14 protein-coding genes are annotated in these 14,935 nt (G+C 68.7%); 6 read left to right on the forward strand and 8 right to left on the reverse strand.

What is annotated here, in order from left to right; all coding sequences use genetic code 11:
* Nucleotides 1–5 precede the first annotated feature (5 nt).
* On the reverse strand, nt 6–1,136 hold the full coding sequence (gene sfnG / locus QE454_RS06055; protein WP_210075494.1) for a dimethylsulfone monooxygenase SfnG: 1,131 nt from the start codon (nt 1,134–1,136) through the stop codon (nt 6–8).
* Between the two features lie 123 nt (nt 1,137–1,259).
* On the opposite strand from sfnG, the gene QE454_RS06060 reads away from it, so the two are divergent.
* A complete protein-coding gene (locus QE454_RS06060; protein ID WP_307456971.1) occupies nt 1,260–2,321 on the forward strand; it encodes an LLM class flavin-dependent oxidoreductase in 1,062 nt (353 codons plus the stop codon).
* A 511-nt stretch (nt 2,322–2,832) separates the two neighbouring features.
* On the opposite strand, the gene QE454_RS06065 is transcribed toward QE454_RS06060, so the two are convergent.
* Both QE454_RS06065 and QE454_RS06070 read right to left on the reverse strand, forming a co-directional pair.
* Nucleotides 2,833–4,146, reverse strand: a complete 1,314-nt coding sequence (locus tag QE454_RS06065) for an O-acetylhomoserine aminocarboxypropyltransferase/cysteine synthase family protein (protein WP_210075498.1) — start codon at nt 4,144–4,146, stop codon at nt 2,833–2,835.
* Nucleotides 4,139–5,080, reverse strand: a complete 942-nt coding sequence (locus QE454_RS06070) for a RimK family alpha-L-glutamate ligase (RefSeq protein WP_307456967.1) — start codon at nt 5,078–5,080, stop codon at nt 4,139–4,141. Before QE454_RS06070 ends, QE454_RS06065 begins: the two co-directional genes overlap by 8 nt.
* Before the next feature lie 102 nt (nt 5,081–5,182).
* Between QE454_RS06070 and QE454_RS06075 the strand changes: the two genes are divergently transcribed.
* The 5 genes from QE454_RS06075 to QE454_RS06095 all read left to right on the forward strand — a co-directional run bounded on the left by QE454_RS06075 (nt 5,183) and on the right by QE454_RS06095 (nt 9,574).
* Nucleotides 5,183–6,013, forward strand: coding sequence for a bifunctional 2-polyprenyl-6-hydroxyphenol methylase/3-demethylubiquinol 3-O-methyltransferase UbiG (locus QE454_RS06075; protein ID WP_210075502.1), 831 nt, complete (start codon nt 5,183–5,185; stop codon nt 6,011–6,013).
* 130 nt (nt 6,014–6,143) lie between these two features.
* The gene (locus QE454_RS06080) at nt 6,144–7,049 is read left to right on the forward strand and encodes an ABC transporter ATP-binding protein (protein WP_396652982.1); all 906 of its coding nucleotides are present in this window, start codon (nt 6,144–6,146) and stop codon (nt 7,047–7,049) included.
* On the forward strand, nt 7,046–7,843 hold the full coding sequence (locus tag QE454_RS06085) for an ABC transporter permease (RefSeq protein WP_307456959.1): 798 nt from the start codon (nt 7,046–7,048) through the stop codon (nt 7,841–7,843). Before QE454_RS06080 ends, QE454_RS06085 begins: the two co-directional genes overlap by 4 nt.
* 19 nt (nt 7,844–7,862) lie before the next feature.
* Nucleotides 7,863–8,972, forward strand: a complete 1,110-nt coding sequence (locus tag QE454_RS06090) for a sensor histidine kinase (RefSeq protein ID WP_307456956.1) — start codon at nt 7,863–7,865, stop codon at nt 8,970–8,972.
* Nucleotides 8,969–9,574 carry a response regulator transcription factor gene (locus QE454_RS06095; protein ID WP_307456953.1) on the forward strand — a complete coding sequence of 202 codons (606 nt, stop codon included), beginning with the start codon at nt 8,969–8,971 and terminating at the stop codon, nt 9,572–9,574. Before QE454_RS06090 ends, QE454_RS06095 begins: the two co-directional genes overlap by 4 nt.
* A 353-nt stretch (nt 9,575–9,927) precedes the next feature.
* Here QE454_RS06095 and QE454_RS06100 read toward each other — a convergent pair whose 3' ends face one another.
* The 5 genes from QE454_RS06100 to QE454_RS06120 all read right to left on the reverse strand — a co-directional run bounded on the left by QE454_RS06100 (nt 9,928) and on the right by QE454_RS06120 (nt 14,881).
* Nucleotides 9,928–10,320, reverse strand: a complete 393-nt coding sequence (locus tag QE454_RS06100) for a DUF779 domain-containing protein (protein WP_307456949.1) — start codon at nt 10,318–10,320, stop codon at nt 9,928–9,930.
* A gap of 160 nt (nt 10,321–10,480) precedes the next feature.
* Nucleotides 10,481–12,031: an aldehyde dehydrogenase family protein gene (locus tag QE454_RS06105; RefSeq protein ID WP_141377086.1), complete on the reverse strand. Its 1,551-nt coding sequence runs from the start codon at nt 12,029–12,031 to the stop codon at nt 10,481–10,483.
* Between the two features lie 276 nt (nt 12,032–12,307).
* Complete coding sequence (locus tag QE454_RS06110; RefSeq protein WP_307456945.1) at nt 12,308–12,832, reverse strand: hypothetical protein; 525 nt, start codon at nt 12,830–12,832, stop codon at nt 12,308–12,310.
* A gap of 78 nt (nt 12,833–12,910) precedes the next feature.
* Nucleotides 12,911–14,197, reverse strand: coding sequence for a GAF domain-containing protein (locus QE454_RS06115; protein WP_307456941.1), 1,287 nt, complete (start codon nt 14,195–14,197; stop codon nt 12,911–12,913).
* A gap of 123 nt (nt 14,198–14,320) precedes the next feature.
* Entirely contained in the window at nt 14,321–14,881 is a 561-nt protein-coding gene (locus tag QE454_RS06120; RefSeq protein ID WP_210075515.1) for a hypothetical protein, read from the reverse strand.
* Nucleotides 14,882–14,935 lie beyond the last annotated feature (54 nt).

A 14,935-nucleotide genomic window follows, 5' to 3' on the forward strand; every position in this document is an offset into this window, starting at 1 on the left:
ACGCGTTATCGCGCCGCGGTCACGGGGTCGCCGCTCCTGATCAGATCCGCCTCGAGCTCGCGCACGATCGGGATCACGGTCTCGCCGAAGAGCTCCAGCTCCTCCTGGAAATGAAGGAACCCCAGCAAGAACAGGTCGACGCCGCGCTTCTTGTACTCGATGATCCGCTCAGCGATCTGCTGCGCGTCGCCGAAGAGCTGCGTGCGGAAACCGTCGTTGTACTGCACGAGGTCGTCGACGCTCGAGTCCGCCCACATGCCCTTCTTGTCCGCGGTAGCGTTGCCCGCCTCCTGCACGCTCTTGCGGAACCCCTCGACCGCGCCCGAATCGGCGTGGGCGATGATCTCACGCAGCTGCGCCTCCGCCTCGGCACGGCTGTCTCGCTGAATGACGAACCCGTTCAGGCCGAACCGGGTGCGCCGACCGTGTTCCGCCGCGATGCGGGTGACGTCGTCGTACTGCTCGGTGAACCCGTCGAAGTCCTTGCCGTTCGAGAAATACCAATCCGAGAATGCGCCACCGTTGAAGCGAGCGGCCGTGGAATTGCCGCCCTGGAAGATGTCGGGGTGCGCCCGGCCCGGCACCTCGTACGGGAACGGCCGCAGCGTGAAATCGGTGATGTCGTAGTACTTGCCGTGGAACGAGAATTTCTCCTGCGTCCACAAGCCGCGAAGCACCTGGATGAATTCCGCCGCCCGCTCGTAGCGCTCGTCGTGCTCGAGCCACTCGAGTCCCAGGTCGGTGTACTCGTCCTTGAACCACCCGCTGACGACGTTGACGGCGGCCCGGCCGTGCGAGAACTGGTCGGCGGTGTTGATGAACTTGGCCAGAACCGCCGGATGCCAGATGCCCGGGTGGATGGCCGAGATGACCTTGAGCTTCTCGGTCGCGAGCAGCAGAGCGAGGCTGATCGAGGTGGACTCGTGCTGCTGAGCAGCGCCGTAGCTCGAGGCGTAGCGCACCTGACTGAGGGCGTACTCGAATCCCACGCGCTCGGCCGTCTGCGCGAGCTTCACGTTGTAGTCGTAGCCCCAGTCGGTGCGCTGCTCGATCGAACTGATGACGAGCCCGCCGCTGACGTTGGGCACCCAGTAGGCGAACTTCAGCGGCTCGTGGGTGGGAGTGGAATCGGTCATGGGGTCCTCCTCGCGGATCGGAACCCGGCCAACCTCGCATCGCTTCGGGCATCGGTCAACGACATATGACGGACCGTTTCGTCGCGTGACGCCGGGCGACGGTCGCCGGGTGAGGATGGAGCCATGACCTCCCCCCAGCGCGTGCGTTTCGGCTACTGGACCCCCATCTTCGGCGGATGGTTGCGCAACGTCGACGACGAGCAGACCCCCGTGTCGTTCGCCCACATCGCCGAGATCGCGCGGGCTGCGGAAGAGGGCGGGTTCGACCTCACGCTCATTCCCGAGCTCAACCTCAACGACATCAAAGGCGTCGAAGCTCCGTCGCTCGACGCGTGGGCGGTGACGGCGGGACTGGCCGCGGTCACGTCGTCGCTGGAGCTCATGACGGCCGTGCGTCCGGGTTTCCACAACCCGTTCCACACCGCGAAGCAGGCCGCGACGATCGACGAGATCAGCGGCGGCCGTTTCACCCTCAACGTCGTGTCGGCGTGGTGGGCAGAAGAAGCCAAGCAGTACGAGGGGCTCTTCAGCGCGCACGACGACCGGTACGCCCGCACGATCGAGTGGGTGGAGGTGCTGCGCGGTCTCTGGTCGCAGACGCCCTTCGCGTACGAGGGGGAGTACTACCGCACCGAGGGCACGTACACCGAGCCCAAGCCGCAGGTGCAGCCGCGCTTGTACGCCGGCGGCGAGAGCGAGGCCGGCCGCACCGCGATCACGCGCTTCGCCAACGCGTACCTCACGCACGGCGGAACCCTCGAGGAGCTCGAGACGAAAGTCGCCGACATGCGCCGCCGGCGCGCCGAGGCCGGAGCGACGCCATTCGAGGCCTTCGGCATGGCGGCGTATGCCGTGGTGCGCGACACCGAAGACGAGGCGCAGGCCGAGATCGACCGCATCACCGACGTGCGCGGGGGAGCGGCCTACGGCTCGTACCAGGACTTCGTGAGCAAGTCGAAGCTCGACACCCAGGTCGACCTCAAGGAGTACTCGGTGTCGAACCGCGGCCTGCGCCCGAACCTCGTCGGCACGCCCGACCAGGTCGCCGAGCGCATCGTGGAGTTCGCAAACGTCGGCGTCTCGACGCTGCTGCTGCAGTTCTCGCCGCACCTGCCCGAGATGCAGCGGTTCGCCGCCGAGGTGATTCCGCGCGTGCGCCGGCTCGAGGCGCAGCGCGACGCCTGACGCGGGGGCGTTACGGCGCGAACGTCCGGCGCAGGTCGGGCGGGGCCTGGCGCGGGCCGGGCCCGGGTCTGCGCACCCCCTGTTGAGTGTCCAAAACACCCGGACGGATTCGAAAAACCTCCGGGTGTTTTGGACATTCAACCCGGTGGAGGTGGCGCATTCCGTTCACCGTCCCTGCCCGGGCTTTGCTCGGCGGGCGATGCCGACACGCCCGCACCCCGTGGGTTGGCACGCCGCCCCCGCACGTCGGCGCGGCAATGCGTCGGCGCGCCCGTGCGTCGGCACGCCGGGCCGGCACCAGGCCGCCGGGCATGTGAGTGTCCAAAAGACCCCGAGCGCGCCGGCGCCTTCGCGGGGTGTTTCGGACACTCGAGGGGAAAGTGCACCGCCTGGGATGGCCGCACGCCTGTTGAGTGTCCAAGAAACCCGGACGGATTCCGAAACTCTCCGGGTGTTTTGGACACTCAACGGGGCAGACGGATGGATGCCGTCACCCGCGCGACCGTGCGATCTACGCCACGGCGCGAAGGGCCTGCTCGAGATCGGCGATGAGGTCTTCCGCATCTTCGAGGCCGATCGACAGGCGGATGAGGCCGTCGCCGATGCCGAGGCGGTCGCGCGTCTCTTGCGTGAAGCCCAGGTGAGTGGTCGTCGCGGGGTGGAGCGCCATCGACCGGGTGTCGCCGATGTTCGTCATGCGACTGAAGAGGCGTAGGGCGTCGAAGAAGCGCTCCGCGGCGGGACGGCCGCCACGCACGGTGAACGAGAACACCGAGCCAGAGAGACCGTCGTAGTCGCGCACGGCGAGCGCGTGCTGCGGGTGAGACGGGAGTCCGGCGTAGTCGACGCTCTCCACCTCCGCGTGACCCTCGAGCCACTCGGCGATCGTGCGCGCCGTGGCGAGGTGCTGGCGCATGCGCACCGACAGCGTCTCCATGCCCTGCTGCAGCAGAAAACCGTTCAGTGGCGAGAGCGCGGGGCCGGTGTCGTTCGCGATGCCGAACCGCAGTGACAGCTCGAACGCACGCGGCCCGAATGCCTCGACGAACGAGGCGTGACCGGCGATGGCGGTGTCGGTGAGGGCGGGGTACGAGCGGTCGGATGCCACCCAGTCGAACGTGCCGCCGTCCACAACCGCCCCCGCGAGGTTGGCGCCATGCCCCGAGAGGAACTTCGTCGCCGAGTGCACGACGATGTCGGCCCCGTGCTCGATGGGGCGGATGAGGAACGGCGTCGCGATGGTGTTGTCGACCACGAGAGGGATGCCGTGGCGCCGCGCGACCCGGGCGACGGCGTCGATGTCGACGACGTCGTTCTTGGGGTTCGGCAGGGTCTCGGTGAAGATCACCTTGGTCTCGGGGCGGATGAGGGCGTCCCACTCCGCTTCGTCGGTGGGGTCCCAGACGTACTCGACGGTCACGCCCATGCGGGCGAACGTGCGGTCGAAGAGCACGCGGGTGCCGCTGTAGATGCTCGCGGTCGAGACGATGTGCTCGCCGCTGCCCGCGAGACCCAACAGGGCGATAGTGATCGCCGCCTGGCCTGAGCCGACGACGATCGCGCCCGACCCGCCCTCGAGGGAAGCCAGGCGGGCTTCCGCTACCTGGTTGGTCGGGTTCGCGTTCCGCGAGTACAGGTGGCCCAGATCGGCGCCGGCGAACCGATCGGTCGCCTCCTGGAAGGAGTCGAATCGGTAGGCCGCCGACAGGTGCACCGGCGTGATGCGCGAGCCGTGCGTGAGGTCTTCGATCTCGCCCGCGTGCACCTGCCGCGTGGCGAAGCCGAAGCCGTCCCACTCGGAGTGCGGGGGAGCGGCCTCAGCCACGCGAACCGACCACTTCCTGCGGGAGCAGCGAGCCGAGCCAGCGAGCGATCTCGCGCGGTCCGGAGCGAGGCGCGGTGGCCTCGACGTCGGGGTTGTAGTTCGTGTTCGTATTCACGTCGTAGGTCACGGTGCGGCCGTCGCGCGTCTCGATGAACTCGATACCGGCGATACCGACGCCCTCGGCCGCCAGGAAGGCGAGGAAGCGATCGATCAGGACGGGATCGACGTCGTCGCGACGGCGGAACAGCGGCTCGGGCTCGACTCCGTCGGCACCCGGAACCGCGCACGCCTCGGCGGGGCACAGCTCGAAGCTGCCCGCGCTGGTGTCGACCCGCACGGCGTAGACGAATTCGCCGGCGACGAACTCGGCGCGCGTGATGAACGGGGCCTGGGCGACCAGCAGCTCCTGCAGCAGCGTGATGCCGTCGGGGGAGGGCTCGAAGTCGGAGCTGCCGACCCACGCAGCGAACTCGTCGACCGAATCCCAGCGCCGCACGCCGAGGCCCTTGCCGCCCTGATTGTGCTTGCTGATGAAGGGCTCACCGAAGTCGCGTGCCGTGGCAACGAGGTCGTCGGTGCCGAACACGGCGACCGTGCGCGGAACGTCGATGCCGGCGTGGCGGAGAGCCGCATGCTGAGCGACCTTGCTGACCTCGAGCTCGAGAACGTCTGCGCCGTTGATCACGGTCCGATCCCACGATGCCAGCCAGCGCAGAACGGCGCGGCCGAACTCCTTGCTGTGCGCGTGATCGCGCGTGTGCGCCGATGCGCTCAGACGCGACCAGAACACGCCCTCGGGAGGCTCGACCGCGAGGTCGATCGACCCGTCGGTGAGGAGCCACTCCTCGAACGGCACCCCTTCTGCCTCGAATGCCGCCGCGAACGGCGGGATCCACTGGGGATTCTCGTGGATGACATAGACCTTGCCCGACATGCCGCCAGGCTAACCCGCACCCCCGACATCGCGCCCACTCCGCGTCACGTAGCGACACCGGGTCGTGGCATCCCTAGGCTCGTCTCTCGGAAAGGGGATGCCATGACCTCCGACTACATCGACGCCAACCGCGCCAACTGGGACGAGCGCGCGACGCTGCACGCTGCCCGGGATGGCTCAGGATACGGAATCGCACGCTACATCGACGACACCGAAGCGCTGTCGGACGTGGTGCGTTTCGACCGGCCACTGCTGGGCGACATCGCGGGAAAACGAACGGTGCACCTGCAGTGCCACATCGGCACCGACACCCTGTCGCTCGCCCGCCTCGGCGCGAAGGTGACGGGACTCGATTTCTCCGAGAACGCCGTCACCGAGGCCCGTCGGCTGGCCGCTGAGGCGGGCGTCGAGGTCGATTTCGTCCGATCGGATGTTCGGGATGCCGCTGACGTCCTTCCCCGTGGAGCCTTCGACCTCGTCTATACGGGCATCGGCGCTCTGTGCTGGCTGCCGTCGATCTCCGAGTGGGCCGGAGTCGTGGCCGACCTGCTCGCACCGGGCGGGACGCTCCACATCCGCGAGGGGCACCCCGTCCTGTGGGCGATGAACGAGGACCTGCCGGGCTTGTCGCTGGCGTTCCCGTACTTCGAGCAGGCCACCCCGTTGGAGTGGGACGACGACAGCACGTACGTCGAGGTGGCCGCACCGCTCACGTCGACGAAGACCTACGAGTGGAACCACGGCCTGGGCGAGATCGTCACCGCGCTGCTCGAGCGCGGCCTGCGCCTCGACACCTTGGTCGAGCACGACAGCGTGCCGTGGGAGGCGCTTCCCGGCCGCATGAACCAGCGCCCCGACGGCGAGTTCGCGTTGACCGAGCAGCCGTCGGTCGTGCCGCTGAGCTACACGATCAGGGCCACGAAGGTGGCGTGACCGCTGGTGCTGGCGAGAACGCCACCCATGACGAACGTCACCCCCGAATAGTGACGGGCGACGGAAGTGCCGCGGACCGCCCGAGGTCAGCATGAACACATGACCTCCTCCACCCCCCACCCCCGCCGCGATCAACGCGCGGGGCGTCGTCAAGAGCTTCGGCTCCGTCCACGCCGTTCGCGGCGTCGACCTCACCGTCCGACCGGGCGAGATCGTGGCATTCCTCGGCCCGAACGGCGCGGGCAAGACCACCACGATCGACATGATCCTGGGACTGACCGATCCCGACGCCGGCAGCATCGAGGTGTTCGGTCACACCGCTCGCGGCGCCGTCGCCCGCGGTCTCGTCTCGGCCGTGCTCCAGTCGGGCGGACTGTTGAAAGACCTGACCGTGCGCGAAACCGTCGAGCTCACGGCGAGCCTGTTCGCCGAGAAACGTCCCGTCGACGAGGCGCTCGAGCGTGCCGGCATCCGGAATCTGGCACGACGCAAGGTGGGACTGTGCTCGGGCGGCGAGCAGCAGCGACTGCGCTTCGCGATGGCGCTGGTGAGCGACCCGGCCCTGCTGATCCTCGACGAACCGACCACCGGCATGGATGTCGAAGCGCGCCGCTCTTTCTGGAGCGCGATTCGAGCGGATGCCGCGCGCGGACGGACCGTGATGTTCGCCACGCACTACCTCGACGAGGCCGACGAGTACGCCGACCGCATCATCCTCATGCGGGGCGGTCAGATCGTCGCCGACGGCAGCACCACCGAGATCAAGAACCTCGTCTCGGGTCGTGTGGTTCAGGCGACGCTTCCGGATGCCGACCTCACGGCGCTCGCGGCGCTGCCCGGCGTCGACTCGGTCGAGGCCAACGGCGAGCGCGTCTCGGTGCGCACGCGGGACTCCGACGCCCTCGCCCGCCACCTGCTCAGCACGACCACGGCGTGCGATCTGGAGATCACCGCGCAGAACCTCGAGAGCGTCTTCTTGACTCTCACCGCCGAGCCCTCGGCATCCGACCTCGCCTTGAATGGACCACTTCGATGACCGCCATCGCCCTCGACCGCCCGGTCCCCGCCTTCGGCGGCTTCACCCTGACCTATCTGCGCATCGAGCTGGTGCGCAAGCTGCGGAATCCTCGGAGCATCCTCTTCACCGTCGCGTTCCCCGTGCTGATGTTCTTCATCGTCGGGTTCCAGACGCTCGACGTGCCCCTCACGGACACCCCGCTGGCGGCCGGGGGAGTGTCGGTGGCCGCGTACATCATGGTCTCGATGGCGATGTACGGAACCATGATGTCGGCGACCCAGACCGGGGCATCGGTCGCGGTCGAGCGCGCGCAGGGCTGGTCGCGCCAGCTGCGGCTCACGCCCCTCAACCCCGTCGCGAACGTCGTGGTGAAGATGCTCGCGGGCATGATGTTCGGCCTCATCGCCGTGATCGCGACATACGCGGTGGCGGCGGGCGCCGGCGTGCAGCTCGCCCCGATGCAGTGGATCGTCACGGGCCTGGCAGCCTGGGTGCTCGCCGGCGCCGTCTTCACGACGCTCGGTCTCATGGTCGGGTACATGGTGCCGGGCGAGAACGCGGCGCAGATCACGAGCCTCGCGGTGGTGCTGCTGTCATTCCTCGGCGGTCTGTTCTTCCCGCTGTCTTCGATGCCCGACTTCCTCCAGGTCATGGGCAAGCTGACGCCGGTGTACGGCATCGGCGAGCTCGCCCGTTCGCCCCTCACCGGTGACGGATTCGATCTCGGCGCCCTGATCAACGCGGTGGTGTGGCTTGCGGTGTTCGTCGCCGGAACCGTGTACTTCTTCCGTCGCGACACGCGTCGCGGCTGACGCGCCTAGGGTGAACGACGTGAGCACGACGACCGGCCCGGAACGCACCCGCGTTCCGGGCCGCCGTCCGTTCCGACGGGGCTGGTTCATCGGGGCGTCGATCTCGTTGATCTGGACCTTTCCCGTGCTCGTCGAACTGTGGGAGGGTCCGAGCGTCGCGGGTCACCTCGTCGGCACCGCGATCGTGGTCGTGTTCGCGGCCGCGTTCATGGCGACTGTTCCCTACGCCCGTGTCACCGCGTCGCGCCTGCGTCGGGTGGCGCCGACCGTGGTGCTGTTCGCACTCAGCCTCGCGCTGCTGCCGTGGCTCGGCGCCGACATCCGTTGGATGTGGACGTTCGTCGGCGTCGCGTTCGCCGTCTCGGCGATGGGCCGACGGACGACCTGGCTGTTCGTCCCGGGCCTCAGCGCTCTGTCGTTCGTCGTCGGCGAGGCGATGGACGCCGACGCGTTGTCGAACGTCGTGAACTCGGCGATCATCCTCTCGATCTCGATCATGATGTTCAGCTTCGTCGAGAACATCTCGACCCTCGAGCGTCTCCGCGACGCGCAGGAGCAGATCGCCGAACTCGCCGCCGAGCGCGAACGCGGACGGGTCGCCCGCGATGTACACGACATCCTCGGACACTCGCTCACCGTGATCACCGTCAAGGCCGAATTGGCGGGACGACTAGTGGATGCCGGCTCCCCGGCCGCCCGTGACGAGATCGCGCAGATCGAGGGTCTGTCTCGCGGCGCCCTCGCCGACGTTCGCGCGACCGTGCACGGCTACCGCGGGGTGAGCATCAGCGGCGAACTCGCCGCGGCGCGAGCGGCTCTCGAGAGCGCGGGGGTCTCCGCAGACCTCCCCGGCTCCACCGATCAGGTCCCCGCCGACCGGCGCGAGCTCGCCGGATGGGTCGTGCGCGAAGCGGTGACCAACGTCGTCCGCCACTCCGGCGCGACCGCGTGCCGGGTGCGCCTCGATGGCCGGTCGATCGAGGTCGCCGACGATGGGTGCGGCCCGGCGTCCACGGCATCCACGGGCTCGGGACTGACGGGGCTCCGCGAACGCGTCGAGACCTCGGGGGCGCGGTTGACGATCGGTCGCAGCGACCTCGGGGGGTTCAGAGTGAAGGTGGCGTGGTGATCCGACTGCTCATCGCCGACGATCAAGCTCTCGTGCGCGGGGCCCTCGCCGCCCTCCTGGGACTCGAGCCTGACATCGAGGTCGTCGCCCAGGTCGGACGCGGAGACGAGGTCGTCGAGGCCGCGCGGTCGTCGGACGCCGACGTCGCCCTGCTCGACATCGAGATGCCCGGCCTCGACGGGATCGCTGCGGCATCCCTCCTGCGTTCGGAGGTCCCCGGATGCCGCGCCCTCATGGTCACGACCTTCGGGCGCCCCGGGTACCTGGCGCGGGCCATGCAGGCCGGCGCCTCGGGCTTCGTCGTGAAGGACACCCCCGCGGCCGAGCTCGCCGATGCTGTGCGGCGGGTGTCGCAGGGGCTGCGCGTGGTCGATCCGCAGCTCGCGGCGGAGTCGCTCGCCCAGGGCGACTCACCGCTGACCGAACGCGAGACCGACGTGCTCGCCGCGGCCCGTGACGGCGGTTCGATCGCCGACATCGCGCGGACTGTTCACCTCTCGGAGGGAACGGTGAAGAACCACCTGTCAAGCGCCATCGGCAAGACCGGCGGGCGGAATCGGGCGGATGCCGTGCGGGTGGCGGTGGAGCGGGGGTGGCTGTAGCGGGCCGGGCCGCGACAGGACGGGTGAATACCGTCCGCCCGAAGGTGATTCTCCCCGCCGAGGACGGACACGGTATGCCACATTGACCTCTCCACGGACCTGGAGAATCCACGTGCACGAGACCCCCGACCTCAGTCTTATCGTCACCGTCTTCGCGGCTCTGCTCGGAATGGGCTGGGGATACCTCATCGACCCGGCTCGGCATTCCACTCACTGGATCGCGGTGGCTTGCGCTTCGGCAACGGGGTTTCTGGTGTCCTACCTCGTTCCGGACGCGGTGCTCGCCGTCCCGGTTCTCGTCCTGACCCTTGCCTCGGTGACGGCCCTGCGTGACAAGCGCTGGCGGGCAAGCCTCATCCGGACGGAGTGCCCACCCCGAACGCCACCGCCTCCTCCTCCGTCAGCATCCGGGAGCGAATGAGGAACCGCATGCCCGTCGGGCCCTCGACCGAGAAGCCGGCCCCGCGTCCCGGAACGACATCGATGGTCAGGTGCGTGAACTTCCAGTACTCGAACTGCGACTCCGACATGTAGACCTCGACGGGGTGGTCGAGTCCGACCTCGATGTCGCCGAGGTGCACGTCGCTAGGACCGGTCAGGAACATGCCCACGGGGTAACACATGGGGGAGCTGCCATCGCAGCACCCGCCGGACTGGTGGAACATCAGCGGCCCGTGCTTCACCGTCAGCTCGCGCAGCAGCGCGGCAGCGGCATCCGTCACGTCCACGCGGGAGAGTTCTGGCATCCGTTCCCGTCCTTCGTTGAGGCCTGTCCCACTTCGTGCGGAGATCGGGGACCCGATCCGCACAAAGTGGGACATGCATACCGTCCGCCACGCCGCGTGTCCCACTTCGTGCGAGTTCAGTCCGTCGAGCTCGCGCGAAGCGGGACATTCCGGAGGAAGCTCAGAAGAAGCCCATCGCCCCGTCGGCGTACGACACGAGCAGGTTCTTCGTCTGCTGGTAGTGGTCGAGCATCTTGAGGTGGTTCTCGCGGCCGATGCCCGACTGCTTGTACCCACCGAACGCCGCGTGCGCGGGGTACTGGTGGTAGGTGTTCGTCCAGACGCGCCCGGCCTCGATGGCCCGGCCCGCGCGATAGGCGGTGTCGCCGCTGCGGCTCCAGACACCGGCGCCCAGGCCGTACAGCGTGTCGTTGGCGATCGAGATCGCATCATCGAAGTCGTCGAACGACGTCACCGACAGCACCGGCCCGAAGATCTCCTCCTGGAAGATGCGCATGTCGTTCGTGCCCTCGAACACCGTCGGCGCGACGTAGTACCCGCCCGAAAGGTCGCCGCCCAGGTCGACCCGCTCGCCGCCCGTGAGCAGCTTCGCACCGCCCTGCTTGCCGATGTCGATGTACGACAGGATCTTCTCGAGCTGGTCGTTCGAGGCTTGCGCGCCGATCATCGTCTCGGGGTCGAGCGGGTTGCCCTGGCGCACTTTCTTGACGCGCTCGAGGCCGTCGCCGAGGAACTGGTCGTAGATCGACCGCTGGATCAGCGAGCGCGAGGGGCACGTGCACACCTCACCCTGGTTCAACGCGAACATCGTGAAACCCTCGAGCGCCTTGTCGTAATAGGCGTCGTCGTTGTGCAGAGCGACGTCTTCGAAGAAGACGTTGGGGCTCTTGCCTCCGAGCTCGAGCGTGACGGGGATGAGGTTCTGCGAGGCGTACTGCATGATCAGGCGGCCGGTCGTGGTCTCGCCGGTGAAGGCGATCTTGCGGATCCGCTTGTGCTGGGCGAGCGGTGCTCCCGCCTCGATGCCGAAGCCGTTCACGATGTTCACGACACCCGCCGGCAGGAGGTCGCCGATGATGTCGAAGAGGAACAGGAGAGATGCCGGGGTCTGCTCGGCCGGCTTGATCACGACGCAGTTGCCCGCGGCGAGGGCCGGGGCCAGCTTCCACGCAGCCATGAGGATCGGGAAGTTCCACGGGATGATCTGACCCACCACACCCAGCGGCTCGTTGAAGTGGTACGCCACGGTGTTCTCGTCGAGCTGGCTAAGCGATCCCTCCTGCGCCCGCAGCACGCCGGCGAAGTAGCGGAAGTGGTCGACGGTCAGGGGGATGTCGGCCGCGAGCGTCTCACGTACCGGCTTGCCGTTCTCCCACGTCTCGGCGACGGCGATCTTCTCGAGGTTCTCTTCGATCCGATCGGCGATCTTGTTCAGGATGACGCTGCGCTCGGCCGGGGTGGTCTTCTTCCACGACGCGAACGCCTTCCACCCCGCCTCGACCGCGCGGTCGATGTCGTGCGCGTCGCCGCGAGCGACCTCGCAGAACGGCTTGCCGGTGACGGGGGTGATGTTCTCGAAGTACTCGCCGCTGTGCGGTTCGACCCACTCGCCGCCGATGTAGTGCCCGTACCGCGAACGGTACTCGGCGACGGCCCCACGGGTTCCGGGAGCGGCGTAGACGCTCGAGACGCCTTCTTCGACGATGGTCATGCGTGTCTCCTTCGACGGTCATGAGTCGCCGCGTCGGCTTCGGGCGGCGATGCGCCGACGGTACGCCGGGAGAGGTTGCATCGGGTTGCACGGGGTCGTCGTGGCCGCGGAGGGCGCGAGATCACGTGACCTGGACGAAAACACACGACAAGACGGGTGATGTCGGCGAGATCACGTGATCTCGCGACCTCACCGCACCCCGCGAAACGACGGATGCCACGACCCCGAGGCCGTGGCATCCGTTCTGCGCGTCGAAGACTAGGCGCAGCCGCGCGACTACGCGTCGGCGTCGGCGAGCACCGAACGCAGCGGCGGGACGTTGACCTCGTGCAGGTCGACGTCGTCGAGGCGCTCGATGCTCTGCACGCGTGGCGCGATCGCGCGGTCGTCGGCGACGATCCAACTGCCGACGAGGAGGAAGCGGTCGTTGCCCACGGTGATAGGACCCGTCAGCGCGAAGGTCTGGTGGGTCGGGGTGAGAAAGGTCACTCGCACCGGCGTGCCGTGGGGGAGCGTCGAGGGGTCGACCACGTCGGCCTCGAGCGCGGGCTGCGGGGCCTCGATGCCGAGGTCGATGCGCTGGATCTCGGCGCTCGTGGCCAGGATGACGTCGCCGACGAGCGGCTGCCCGCCGACGCCGATGCGCACAGTGCCCTCAAGCGCGTAGAGCCCGTAGCGGGGCGAGCGGACGATGACGCGGGCGACGTCGCCCGCCTTGACCTCGGCGAGTGCCTCGCGGATGCGCCCCACGTCGCGACGGGCGCGAGCTGCCGAGAAGATGTCGAGAGCTTTTTCGTCCATACGGTCAGCGTAACGAGGGCCTCCGACATCGGGGAGGCTCTCAGCAAATCCCCTGGTGGCGCGGGGGAGCACGGAGTGTCACGCGCTTTCGAGGCTCGCCAGCCGGGCCACGAGACCCGCGCGTTTGGGTGAGCGGGCAGGCACCAGCTTCAAACACAAGCGCAGCACCTCCTCGTCGTCGCGCGCGTCGGCGGTCTCGGCGTAGGTGAGCAGCACATCCACCCCCGCTTCGGCGATCAGCGCCTCACGCAGCGTCGAGCGCACCGACTCACGCACCTCGACCACCCCCGGAGCCTCGGAGTCGGGGAGCACCGAGCCCGCATAGGCCGCGAGCGCCACCCGGTGCGCCCCGCGATCGAGCAGCGACAGCACGTGCTGCGCGTCCGTCTCGAGGCCCACAGGAAGCCGGTAGGGCCGCGAGGTGGGGACGAGGCGCGGCGCCACCGGGGCGAGCACGCGCCGCAGCCTCACCATTTCGGGCCGCAGCGTCTCGACGGCAGCGTGGCCGTACACCGCCTCACTCAGTGCCTCGGCGGACAGACCCTCGCGGTGGACGGCGAGCAGTAGCAGGATCTCCGCGTGCCGCGCGCTGAGTTCGACGGACGCGCCGCCGACCTCCAACAGGGCACGGTCTCGACCCAGGATGCGCAGCAGGGCCCTCGCCGGCGCCGATCGACGCGGGGGAGGAGTCTGCCGCGCGCGCAGTCTCGCCACGAGGATCTCGCTCTCGATCGCCCGAGCCGTGGCATCCACCAGTAACTGGGCTTGAGGAGTCACCGCCTCGGGCCCTCCGGTGACGTCGATCACGCCGAGCAGCCGGCGCGTCTCGGGGTCGTGGACGGGCGCCGCGGTACACGACCAGGGCTGCACGAGCCGGTTGAAGTGTTCCGCGCCGCGGATCTGCACCGACCTGTCGAGGGTCAGGGCCGTCCCCGGGGCCGAGGTGCCCACGGCATCCTCCGCCCAATTCGCCCCCGCCACGAACCCCATGTCGCCGGTCAGGGCACGGATGTGACGATCGCCCTCGACCCACAGCAGCCGGCCCGCGGCGTCTCCCACCGCCACGACCACTCCCGATTCCTCCGCAGTCCCGGGCAGGAGCAGCGAGCGCACCATGTCCATGACCCCGGCGAGCGGGTGAGCGCGGCGGTACGCGTCCAGCTCGCCGCTGGGCAGATCGAGCGGCGGAAGACCCTCGGGCCCGACGAGGGATGCCAAAGACCTTCGCCACGACTCCTGCACGAGCGGTCGAACGTCAGCGAGTCGGCGGTCGTCATTGCCGGCGATGAGCTCCTCGTGAGCACGCGCGATCAGCAGCCCCGAGGTCTCGGGGGATACGGCCGGTCGCGACCACGGAGAGGGCACGGGACTCCCATCGGCGGTGACGGAGGTGTGTCCCAGTGTAGGTCGGGTGGTCCGCGATCGGGAGGGTCCGATTCAGGGGGGCGCGCTCGATCCTCCGGGGCGGTCGTCGAGTGCCCCGCCCCGTTACGGCGCCATCTCCCACGACACGAGGTGCGCGCGATCTAGCGGAACCGGCCCCGGCGCCAGGACATGCGGGATGCCATGAAACCACGCCCCGCTCACCCCTCGGCGCGCGCATTCCTCGAGCCAGGCGCGATTCTTCCGGGTCGTCGTCAGAGCAGCTCGATGGGACGCACGATCGAACGGCAGGACCTCACGCGGGTCGATCGGATCGCCCGTGGCGGTGAGCGTGCGGTCCACCACGACGCTGCCCTCGGGGAGATCGGCGGCCGGAATGGCCCAGAACTCCGCCGGCGGCCGACGACGACCCCGGATCTCGAGCCAGGCCTGCCAGATCGCATGCGGGTGGACGGGGGAGAGGAAGACGACCTCTGTCCACGTCCGGTCGAGGCCGGGAATGACGGTGTCGCGCAGCCGCTGCCGCTCCGCGGTGTCGTCGTACTTCGCGAGGGCGTCTCGGTGAGCCTCGGGGGCGATCTTGGCCAGATCGCTCAGCGGGAGGAGCGTCGAAGTCCCCTCCGCGAGACCTACCCGCGCGTGGAACACGTAGCTCGTGGCATCCATCGCTCCAGCCTGCCGAGGGAAACCGTCCCCGACGCCCGGAAAACGCCGTCAATC

The organism is Microbacterium sp. SORGH_AS_0454 (assembly GCF_031453395.1).
Taxonomy (GTDB): domain Bacteria; phylum Actinomycetota; class Actinomycetes; order Actinomycetales; family Microbacteriaceae; genus Microbacterium.

Coding starts and splice junctions, on each gene's coding strand:
- sfnG (WP_210075494.1), bottom strand. CDS start 1,136: ATGACCGATTCCACTCCCACCCACGAGCCGCTGAAGTTCGCCTACTGG.
- QE454_RS06060 (WP_307456971.1), top strand. CDS start 1,260: ATGACCTCCCCCCAGCGCGTGCGTTTCGGCTACTGGACCCCCATCTTC.
- QE454_RS06070 (WP_307456967.1), bottom strand. CDS start 5,080: ATGTCGGGCAAGGTCTATGTCATCCACGAGAATCCCCAGTGGATCCCG.
- QE454_RS06075 (WP_210075502.1), top strand. CDS start 5,183: ATGACCTCCGACTACATCGACGCCAACCGCGCCAACTGGGACGAGCGC.
- QE454_RS06085 (WP_307456959.1), top strand. CDS start 7,046: ATGACCGCCATCGCCCTCGACCGCCCGGTCCCCGCCTTCGGCGGCTTC.
- QE454_RS06100 (WP_307456949.1), bottom strand. CDS start 10,320: ATGCCAGAACTCTCCCGCGTGGACGTGACGGATGCCGCTGCCGCGCTG.
- QE454_RS06105 (WP_141377086.1), bottom strand. CDS start 12,031: ATGACCATCGTCGAAGAAGGCGTCTCGAGCGTCTACGCCGCTCCCGGA.
- QE454_RS06110 (WP_307456945.1), bottom strand. CDS start 12,832: ATGGACGAAAAAGCTCTCGACATCTTCTCGGCAGCTCGCGCCCGTCGC.
- QE454_RS06120 (WP_210075515.1), bottom strand. CDS start 14,881: ATGGATGCCACGAGCTACGTGTTCCACGCGCGGGTAGGTCTCGCGGAG.